This is a genomic window from Oleiphilus sp. HI0086 (assembly GCF_001635225.1).
On record NZ_LWFZ01001212.1, the window covers coordinates 1 to 720 of the forward strand.

Genomic DNA, 720 nt, shown 5'->3' on the forward strand with positions numbered 1-720 from the left:
TGCTGCATATTTTAAGTTTGAGATCAGATACTTGGTGCGATAATAATGCCCAGCACCAATAAATGAGACGGCTGCATCGGCATCACCGACAGACACGGCATTGAGCGCATCAAGCATCGTATCAACCTTCAAGGGTTGAATCGTAGGGAACTCTTTAGTAATTCGTTTAGCGTATTGGTAGTCAGAAACCAGAGCAACTTTTTTATATTTCAGGTCAAATTTGCTATCAATCTCTGTGTTGTCGTCACGAGTGATAATAACTAATGACTTTCGAATATATGGGTCAGAGAACTTGAACCAGGTATTGCGTTCATCACGCTCTACCATTGTTGCCACAATATCTACTTTATGTTGCTTGGCATCTTCGTATAGCTCTTTCCATTGCGTTTTTGCATAGGGCGAAAACTCGACCCCCAGTTTTTTTGAAATAATACCGAACAACTCTGGCGAAAAACCATCGATAGATTTGTCATTGTCCAAAAAACTGTAGGGAGGGAAGTAACCATCATATGCTATTGATACAACGGGATGTAGTGCTAACCACTCTTGTTCTTCCAGGCTTAAGTTGATTGAGCTATCGGGCGTCGCGTGGCTATATAGCGGGGCTAAAATAAAACCTAATATAAGCAGCTGCAAACACTGAGTGAGTGAAGAAAAAGACGTAATCCTAGGGAAAAGAGTAGCTGCTATTACTGATTTTTTAGGGGGGTGACCATGCTG

At 41.7% G+C, this 720-nt stretch carries 1 protein-coding gene; it reads right to left on the minus strand.

All coding sequences use genetic code 11. The annotated features are described in order from the left end of the window. On the minus strand, positions 1-636 hold a 636-nt coding region (locus A3756_RS21230; RefSeq protein ID WP_197481441.1), incomplete at its 3' end, for a transporter substrate-binding domain-containing protein. Between the last annotated feature and the right edge of the window lie 84 nt (positions 637-720).